A 9,859-nucleotide genomic window follows, 5' to 3' on the forward strand; every position below is an offset into this window, starting at 1 on the left:
AGCAAAGCAATATACACATACATTTTGTTATTTTTTCACTCAAAATAGAAGCAAGTATCAATATTATTCCTATCTTTGCCGAACAAATTAATAGAAGTTATAGAGATTAAACCTATGAGCTACCTGATAAAACCCGAAGGATATAAACCTTTATTGGACTTAAAACAAACGGAATTAGGTATTAAACAGATTAAAGAATTCTTCCAGTTGAACCTTTCTTCCGAGCTTCGCCTGCGTCGTGTCACCGCCCCTCTTTTTGTATTGAAAGGCATGGGTATCAACGATGATTTGAACGGTGTGGAACGGGCGGTATCTTTTCCCATCAAGGATTTAGGCGATGCGCAAGCAGAAGTGGTACATTCGCTTGCCAAATGGAAACGTCTGACACTTGCCGAATACCATATAGAGCCGGGATACGGAATCTATACCGATATGAACGCCATCCGCGCGGACGAAGAATTAGGCAACTTACATTCTTTATATGTAGACCAATGGGATTGGGAGCGTGTTATCACCGAACAAGACCGTAATATAGATTTTCTGAAAGAGATAGTCACCCGTATTTATGCGGCGATGGTTCGTACAGAGTACATGGTATACGAAATGTATCCGCAAATCAAGCCTTGCCTGCCACAGAAACTGCACTTTATCCATGCGGAAGAACTCCGGCAGATGTATCCCAATCTAGAACCGAAATGCCGGGAGCATGCCATCGCCAAAAAGTTCGGAGCCGTATTCATCATCGGTATCGGTTGCAAACTGAGCGACGGTAAAAAACACGACGGACGTGCCCCGGACTATGACGACTACACAACTCCCGGCTTGAACGGCCTGCCCGGCCTAAACGGCGACTTATTGCTATGGGACGATGTGCTTCAGCGCAGTGTGGAATTATCCTCAATGGGTATCCGCGTAGACAAAGAAGCCCTCCAGCGTCAGCTCAAACAGGAAGGTGAAGAAAAACGTTTGGAACTCTACTTCCACAAACGCCTGATGGGAGACGCTCTGCCCCTGTCTATCGGCGGCGGTATCGGCCAGTCCCGACTGTGTATGTTCTACTTGCGCAAAGCGCATATCGGAGAGATACAAGCCAGCATCTGGCCTGAAGACATGCGCGCGGAATGCAAGGCGCACAACATACATCTAATCTGAATATAGCCTGTAAACGATATAAAGTCCCGCAGAGTTTCAAAGGAAAAAGCAAAAACTCTGCGGGGCTCTTTGTATACTATGGTGAAATATTTGTATCTTAGCGTCGTAAACCACTAACACCTCTTATTATGAACGTTCAAATCGAAGATAGCTGGAAAGCCCATTTGCAGCCTGAATTTGACAAAGATTACTTTTATACATTAACGAACTTCGTTCGTGAGGAATATGGTAAATATGCCATATATCCACCGGGAAAATTGATATTCAACGCTTTCAACTTATGTCCTTTCGATAAAGTAAAAGTTGTGATTATCGGCCAAGACCCATATCACGGTCCCGGACAAGCCCACGGATTGTGTTTCTCCGTAAATGACGGCGTACCCTTTCCGCCTTCTTTAGTCAACATCTTCAAAGAAATCAAAGAAGATATCGGAACGGACGCGCCACCCACCGGTAACCTGACCCGCTGGGCGGAACAAGGCGTATTATTGCTCAATGCCACCCTCACAGTACGTGCCCATCAGGCCGGCTCCCATCAAAACCACGGCTGGGAAACATTTACGGATGCCGCCATCCGCATCCTTGCCGAAGAACGTGAACATTTGGTCTTCATATTATGGGGAGCTTATGCGCAACGAAAAGGCGCCTTTATAGATCGCAACAAGCACCTGGTATTGACATCCGCCCACCCTTCTCCCCTTTCCGCATACAACGGCTTTTTCGGAAACAAGCATTTCAGCAAAGCCAATGAATATTTGAAAGCGCACGGAGAGGAAGAGATAAAATGGTAAAGCGGCACCTGTAAATGGAGTTGCGTCAAAATGTATTTGATGATTTTTCAGGTACGGACGACACGGATTGCACGGAAAAAGAATAAAATGAATCCGTGTCATCCGTACTTAAATTATGATTAGTACCACTGGATATTACTCTGCGTCTGGCTTCTCTGCTCCCATTTCAAGTCTTGCAAGATACTTGCGTTGGCGCGGATAGTGAAATTATAATATTTCCACTGCCCGAAAGGAGACAAACTGGCCGACATGCTGAAACAGTGCAGGTCGCGCGTGATATTAAAGGTGGTCTGTACTATCTTCTTAGCTTCAAAATCGTAACCGGAATTAAAGCTGACCGCCCACTTATTGGAAAGTTTTATATTACCGGAAGCGCTCAAGTTATGAGTATAGCGATAGGGATAACGCATCGTTTTCCGGTTGATAGGCTTTGAGGTATCCTCAGATATATTAAAACTATAATTAAAGTTCAGAGACCACGGCATTTTGAATACTTGATAGCCGTCGGAATCGACAGCGGCTTTTTCAACTTTCTTCTTAGGAATACCGGTATCATCGGAACCGTCTTCCGTGCCCTCTCCTTCTTCAGAGGCCGCTTCGTCTTTTTTCTCCTTATCGGAATCGCCGGTACCGCTCAGTTTCTCTTTCCACTTTTTCCACGTATCATTATTAAATGTATAGCTGAAAGAAGAACCGTACCCCTGGAATATACCAAAACGTCCATACGACCATTCCGTACGGTCATTAGGCACCACATTACCATTCTTATCGAATTTATAACCGTATGTTTTGAATGAAGAGCTCATACTGAATGTATAGTTCTTACTCAGCTTCAAACGTAAATTCAAACCGAGGTCACTCCAAGGACGCGTTGCGGCAGCCATATTATAACTGATATTGGCGCCCAACTCATCAATCAAACTAACCTTCTTTACAGTATCTTTCTTACTGCTGTAATATTTCATTTCCAGGTTATTGGATATGCTAAAGGTTATATTTCCCTGTTTGCCTCTTCCCGGCACATCAAATGCTTGTCCCGAATAGGGAGAATACGTCACGGTATCCCGTCTTCCGTCCGCATAATTCCTGATGTAAGACTCGTAATACCCATAGCGTGAGGAACCGAAATCCGGAGCAGCGCTTATGCTCACCGACGGAGTTATGACATGACGAATCTGTATCTTCTTTTTGGGCAGGAATATAGGATTATACATACCGTATATCTTCGTATTGATACCCAAACTGGCATTGTAATTATATACGCGATGGAAACCGTAAATCGTATCGGTAGCCACTTCTTTGCCACTGCCACCGGCGGCATTGGGATCCCAATCTTTCATCACCTTACGCGTGTACCAACGCTCCGTATAGCTGACAGAAGGAGTTACATTAAAGTATTTGAATAATGTAAAAGTAGCGCTGACCGGTATTTCATGCTTCATACCGTTCTTCCAGTCCTTTATCAGATTGGACTTAAACAGAAGATTGTCTTTTGTCTGAATACTGTTGGTCAAACGTCCCGTATACCGAATCGAGATTTTCTCATACCATCTTTCCTCACCTGCCGCTTTTTTACGTTTAAAAGGATAAAGCGTAGACAAAGAGATATTCAAGTCGGGCAAAGTGACATTGACCGAGGAGTCCCTCATGGTCTGTGCAATATTGGTGGTTGCCGCAACCGTCAGTTTCCTGTCAAAGAAATAGCGGGAATAGCTGACACTTGAGGTCTTCGTATTTTGCGACATGGCATTCGAGTTGTACATGTTTCCGATATTGGTACGCTCATAACTGCTGGTCGCAAAATTCACGCTGGCAGAGAACGTCTGATTCGGATTGGCCTTCGCGTCCTGTCTGTGAGACCAGACAATCTTGAAGTCTTTTGCAACGGAATAATCCGGTAATCCTTTATCACCGGTCTTGGTTACCTGATAGCTTGCCTGGAACAAGCCGGAATATTTGTATCTCTTGATATAATTAGACTCTGCATTCAACGCCCAGGAACCTTTCGTAAAGATATCGGCCCGCAGCTTCAAATCCATCTTGTCACTGATAGCAAAATAATACCCGCCATCCGTCAAACCGAAACCGCGGCTGGAGTCATCCATGTATGTAGGCATAAGGAAACCGGACGAATAGCTGCTCGAGAACGGAAAAAAGAAAAACGGCACGGCCAGCGGCAAAGGAACGTCCTCAACCACCAGATAGGCAGGACCCGTCACAACATTCTTTTTAGGGCGTACTTTCGCGTAAGTCATCTGCATATAAAAGTGGGGATGCTCGTGGTGGTCACAAGTCGTATATCGGCCGCTCTTCATATACAGCTCGTCATTAGTGCCTTTCTTCGCATTGTTTCCGGTCACATATCCCTCTCCCTGCTGACTGACCACATTACTTATAATACCCTTCTTGCTCTTGAAGTTATAGCGAATCGTATTAGTCTCATACGGAGTTTCCCCGTCCTTAAAAACCGGAGTTCCTTTCTTCACACCCAACGAATCCTCTACCCCATGGGCATATACCGTGCTGCTATCCATATTCATGGTAATAACATCGGCCGCCAATTCTATCTGCTGATAATTCACTTTTCCCTGGCCATACAGATGCGCATATCCGCCTTGGGCAAACACAATAGAGTCGTTGGCTTCATAGGTCACCGGAGCATCCAAAGGCTGCTTTTTCTTGCCGGGAGCAGCCAGCGTATCCATCTGCAAAGAATCGGCCTGCAAGGTATCGCGCACACCTCTCCTGTGAGAAGACGCAATCCTCTGTCCGAGCGAATCGCCCCGCAAAGAGTCCGCTTGCTGTCTTTCGGGCGGCACAACACCTCGCCGACGACGTTGCGAAGCAGCCTCACCGGAAAGAAGGAGTAAGACGAATAGTAGTATGAATGATATGAATGTATTTGCTTTCAATGGCGTCATTAACTAACAGTTTACGCTTGAAAGGGCAAAAGTACGTAATTTATACGGATAATCTCCCTTTTTAAAGAAATTTAGATTGCTACAAAAACAGTTCGCACCAATGGTCAAAGCGTTGCAGGCCGGCTTCGCCATAGCGCTGTAAACTCTTCCGCGCTTTCTCCACGCTTTTTTCCTGTTCCAGATGCGTCTTGGAGTAAAACTTATCGGCAAAACAGACAACCTGCTCCTCCATGCTTACCGGAAGCATATCACGGTGGGGAACAGGCAGATTTTGCGCAATGATATCTTCCAGTGAAAGACCTGCTCCCGTATGCCTTTCACATACCAAAGCATGACGCGGGTAACCTTCCGAACGCACCAAATCCGCTCCTAAATAGCCATGGCAGATATAAGGTTTATCGCCGAAGCAACAGATACCGTCGGCATCCGTCAGGAATATGCCTATATCATGCAGCATGGCCGCTTCATACAAAAAGTCTCTGTCTAAAGACAATTCCGGATGATTGTCGGCAATCCATAAAGCCTTATCAGCCACCGAACGGCTGTGCGTCAGCAGAATATGTTTCAGTTCATCCGCTTCCGGATAATATTTGTCAATCAACTCGCGAGGGCACATTTTATTTCTTGCTGAATTTATAAACGATGACTTTCCTACGCAAATCACAACTGCGCAAAGGAGTACGATGCACTTCTTCCAACCGGTAGGAATCTTTATTCTCCTGCAAGAACTTTTCCTGCAACTCATCCGTCACCAATACATACCCCTCGGCAGGCCGCATTCTATCAAAGATACGTACGCGGTCGCCCAAATAGTAGTTTATGCCATAGAATTTCACCCAGTCGCCATACGAATATACCGTGCCCTGAGGCTCCAATTCATTCAAGCGTACAGCCAGATGCTTGTCCGACTTCACCGCCAGTATATTGGGTTGGTAAACTCCGTCCAATGACACAAAAATACATAATACGCATCCCGCCGTGCCATATAACAGCGAACGCGTATCCGCACGCTTCACCAGCATGTACAGCAGGCAGACAGCAGCCACAAGCGGCAAGAACACAATCAGCCATTTCGGTAATGAAAGCTGTACGGTCTGCAACGCATGCGTAAACGCTATATTCTCGGCGGCGTGCCTGCCTGTGCCCCAAATGCTTTCGGGAATCATTCCCAGACGTACCGCAAAGAAAGTAACGGTAAGCAATATAGCCAATGAAGCAAAAATCCAGGCGGAAATCCTAAACACTTTCGCGCCCCGTTGCACCAATGCCAGCAGGTATTCGGCAAGCAACATTCCCATAAACGGGTAGATAGGCAGTAAATATACGCTGCGTTTACTCTTGGGGATACAGTAAAAGATGAAAATCGTTAAGATTACCACCCACGCAAAAAGCTGCAACGGCGACTGAGAACGGAATTTATTCCACCCTTTCTTCAAACGTTCACCCACGGAAGCCCCTTCCGGCAGGATATGCATCTTTTTCCATTTCAGTCCGAACAAGGAAATAAGCAGTACCAAAGTCCAGGGAATCCATCCCCAAATAATAGTCAGGAAGTTATACCATATCGGGTTCTCATGTGACGCATAGGACATTTTCCGGAAAAAGCGTCCGGTATTCTCTTCCAGCATCAAATTGACAAACGATTCCCCGCCTTGCTGATAAGCCGCCCAAAACCAGACACCCAAAGGAATGAGGGATAACAATCCGATACCCAGCAGCGAAAAGAAAGTCTTTCCGAACGAACGTCCGCGCAATAACTGGTACACACCGATACCCAGGCAAGGAAAGATGGAGCCGACCGGCCCCTTCGTCAATGTAGCGCATGCCATCAACAACACGGCCAGCCAGGGAATTCCTTTGCAGTTCTTCTCGTCCCACCGGAAAAGCAGGCACAATGAAATCACGATGAGGGAAACTTGCAACATATCCAGCCGGCAAGCTACCGCCGCGCGGTGTACTTCAAAAGAAGACAACAGAAGGATAGAGGTCAGGAACGCCGTCTTTACGTCCTTACGTTTGGCAACGAAACTAAAGAAAACCAACTGCATAGCCAGAAAAGCGAGCGCCGACGGCATACGTGCCGAAAACTCCGAGACTCCCCCCAAGACGGATGAAATAACGGCTATCGTCCAATAAAGAAAAGGCGGTTTATAAGCTATTTCCACTCCATAGTTCATCGGAAGTATCCAGTTACCGCTTTCCAGCATGGTATACGCAACTATCGCTTCACGAGGTTCCCCTTTCGAATAAAAAATGGTTTCTCCTAAAAAGGGAACCAATACGAGCACACTTAACAGTGCAATAAACCAGAACGCTATCTTTCTGTCTGACATATATTTTCGTTTTTACATTTTCACGCTGCAAAAATACGAATTATTCTATAACAATACCTAACTTTGCCGCCTCAATGATAGTGTAAACCTAAAATGAAGCAATTAAAAAGACTTCCCGAATTCATACGTTTTGTCATGGTGGGCGTTTTTGCGACCGCCCTGCACTACGGAATATACTTCTTACTGCAAAAATTCATCAATGTAAATATAGCTTACACCCTCGGTTACGCCCTCAGCTTTATCGCCAATTTTTACCTTACCGCCTACTTTACGTTCGGCAAAAAGCCGTCATGGAGCAAAGCGTTCGGTTTCGGCGGGGCGCATTTATTCAATTACCTGTTGCACATCGGACTGCTGAACACCTTCCTGTGGCTGGGACTTTCCAAAGCCATCGCTCCTATTCCGGTATTCGCCATAGCCATTCCGGTCAATTTCTTATTGGTGCGCTTCGTTTTCAAACGAAAAGGTTGATGTACTCAAATCGATGTTTTTTTAAGTAATATTGTTCAAAGCTTCCTTAAATATAATATATTTGCGAAGTATTTATCATACACACTTGTGAAATGAAGAAAGTAACCTTACTGATTCCGGTCTACAACGAAGAGGCTATGCTCCCCGCTCTCTATCAACGTTTGATAGAGCTTATCAACCGCAACGATACCTATGAGTGGGAAATCTTGTTTATAAATGACGGCAGCAGCGACCAGACGCTCGACGTCATCCGCCAACTCAGACAAACGGACAACAGGGTGAACTTCGTAAATCTTTCACGTAACTTCGGCAAAGAAATCGCCATGCTGGCAGGATTCGACTACACGACCGGAGACTGCTGCGTAATAATGGATGCCGACCTGCAAGACCCGCCCGAGCTCGTAGACCGGATGCTGCAATATTGGGAAGAAGGCTATGACGACATCTACGCCAAGCGCCGCAGCCGTGGAGAAGAGAGCTGGTTGCGCCGCCGGCTGTCGCTTGCTTTCTACAAGATTCTGCAGAACATGAGCCGGATAGACATCCTGCCGAACGTAGGTGATTTCCGCCTGCTCGACCGCCGCTGCGTATTGACGTTAAGGCGTCTGCGGGAACAAGAGCGATACACCAAAGGATTATTCTGCTGGATAGGCTACCAAAAGAAAAGCATAGAGTTCGACCGGGGCGACCGCCTCGCCGGACATTCATCCTGGAGTTTCTTCAAACTATTGAACCTGGCCATCGAAGGGATCACCTCATCTTCCACCGCTCCCTTACGTATCGCTACCGTATGCGGGATTCTCTGCTCTATTTCCAGCTTTATCTACGCCATCTATTTCCTGATAAAGACTATTATATACGGTGACCAGGCTGCCGGCTTCCCCACTTTGATAGTGGTTATCCTATTCTTGGGCGGTATTCAGTTGTTCTCATTGGGTGTCATAGGAGAATACATCGGACGCATCTTCAAAGAAACCAAAAGGCGCCCCGCCTATATCGCATCGGATTATAACGAGAAGAAATTGGGGTACGACGAATAATGTCTTGACATGCTCCGTACCCTGAGGGCTTAGGATTCCCTCTTTCTCTTTTTCCAGAGCTGATAACTGTTAATGATATTCTGCCACAGTACATACGACCCCGGCCCCACGGAGGACAACGGATTCAAATAAGTATAGGACATCCAGATGGCAAGTACCGTATTTTTCTGCCCCAACGCCTGTCCGCCACTGATACGGTCATTGTAGTGCCCGCCGATTCTCTTCCCCAGATAGAATTGGACACAGCAGGCTATCAAACCTGCTAAAGCAATCAGGACTTCCACAAACACCGGCGCATCGCTATTCACCAACGAGCGCACCGTCTGCCCCGACACAATGGCAAGCGCCACCGCCCACAAATAAAAGGCCGCATCATGAAACTCCAATAAATACCGGTGCGCCTTCTTAACAAACACCCGCAGAAACCATGCTATAAAGAAAGGCAGGAGCAACAGCGGAAACACCTTGCTCAGTATTTTCAGGAAAGCCGCAAAGAAAGTTATGTCGGCATGCGGCTCTACCCAAGGAAACACCAACGGCACAGCCACAGCAGCCAGAAGATTGGATAACAATGTATACGTGGTAAGGCTCGACGCACTTCCGCCCAGTTTGCCGGTAATCACCGCAGCAGCAGTAGCCGTAGGACAGATAAGGCATACCATAGCCCCTTCAAAGATTTCCCGATACATCTCTTTCATGGGGCAGCACACCAGCAAAGCCGCAACAGCCAGACACGAAACCGTCTGAAACAGCAACAGCCAACCGTGCCATGCCTTCGGTTTCAGCTCGTGCACCTCCACTTTGCAAAAAGTCAGTAGCAATTGCGCAAAAATCAAAGCCGGGGTAAGGAGAGCTATCAGCCCGTTCAGACAGGGTTTTGCCGGCGCAAGCAAAGGAATTCTTGCAAAGAAAAAGTACCCTGCGGTACCCGCAAGCATCGCCAAAGGCAATGTCCAATTCTTTATAAAACGAAGAAGCATACCTGTATCTACCTATTAATATTTGCGCGCAAAGTTACGGATATTATCAACAAGTAGGCTCATCGCAGAAAATAAAAGGGAAAAAAGAGTTGAATAAACGGGAAATCCGGCACTTTTAATTCGTTAGACAATTGTCATCCTTACGTCAGACAGCCGTTGCCCTTTCGTTAG

8 protein-coding genes are annotated in these 9,859 nt (G+C 46.4%); 4 read left to right on the plus strand and 4 right to left on the minus strand.

Annotated features, from left to right (window positions below):
- Positions 1-114 precede the first annotated feature (114 nt).
- Together asnA and ung are read left to right on the plus strand one after the other, a co-directional pair.
- Complete coding sequence (asnA, locus tag I2F54_RS14745; protein WP_022218330.1) at positions 115-1,152, plus strand: aspartate--ammonia ligase; 1,038 nt, start codon at positions 115-117, stop codon at positions 1,150-1,152.
- 128 nt (positions 1,153-1,280) lie between these two features.
- Positions 1,281-1,943, plus strand: coding sequence for a uracil-DNA glycosylase (gene ung / locus I2F54_RS14750; protein ID WP_009123097.1), 663 nt, complete (start codon positions 1,281-1,283; stop codon positions 1,941-1,943).
- A 119-nt stretch (positions 1,944-2,062) separates the two neighbouring features.
- Here ung and I2F54_RS14755 read toward each other — a convergent pair whose 3' ends face one another.
- From I2F54_RS14755 to I2F54_RS14765, 3 genes are all read right to left on the minus strand, one after another.
- Positions 2,063-4,864, minus strand: a complete 2,802-nt coding sequence (locus I2F54_RS14755; RefSeq protein ID WP_009123096.1) for a putative LPS assembly protein LptD — start codon at positions 4,862-4,864, stop codon at positions 2,063-2,065.
- 79 nt (positions 4,865-4,943) lie between these two features.
- Complete coding sequence (locus tag I2F54_RS14760) at positions 4,944-5,480, minus strand: HD domain-containing protein (protein ID WP_022218331.1); 537 nt, start codon at positions 5,478-5,480, stop codon at positions 4,944-4,946.
- Position 5,481: 1 nt separating this feature from the next.
- Complete coding sequence (locus I2F54_RS14765; protein WP_009123094.1) at positions 5,482-7,197, minus strand: ArnT family glycosyltransferase; 1,716 nt, start codon at positions 7,195-7,197, stop codon at positions 5,482-5,484.
- Between the two features lie 93 nt (positions 7,198-7,290).
- On the opposite strand from I2F54_RS14765, the gene I2F54_RS14770 reads away from it, so the two are divergent.
- Entirely contained in the window at positions 7,291-7,668 is a 378-nt protein-coding gene (locus tag I2F54_RS14770; protein WP_087412312.1) for a GtrA family protein, read from the plus strand.
- Positions 7,669-7,760: 92 nt separating this feature from the next.
- Positions 7,761-8,708 carry a glycosyltransferase family 2 protein gene (locus I2F54_RS14775; protein ID WP_009123092.1) on the plus strand — a complete coding sequence of 316 codons (948 nt, stop codon included), beginning with the start codon at positions 7,761-7,763 and terminating at the stop codon, positions 8,706-8,708.
- Between the two features lie 29 nt (positions 8,709-8,737).
- On the opposite strand, the gene I2F54_RS14780 is transcribed toward I2F54_RS14775, so the two are convergent.
- The gene (locus tag I2F54_RS14780; RefSeq protein ID WP_087412313.1) at positions 8,738-9,688 is read right to left on the minus strand and encodes a transporter; all 951 of its coding nucleotides are present in this window, start codon (positions 9,686-9,688) and stop codon (positions 8,738-8,740) included.
- Positions 9,689-9,859: the final 171 nt, after the last annotated feature.

Source organism: Bacteroides clarus (assembly GCF_015555825.1).
Taxonomy (GTDB): domain Bacteria; phylum Bacteroidota; class Bacteroidia; order Bacteroidales; family Bacteroidaceae; genus Bacteroides; species Bacteroides clarus.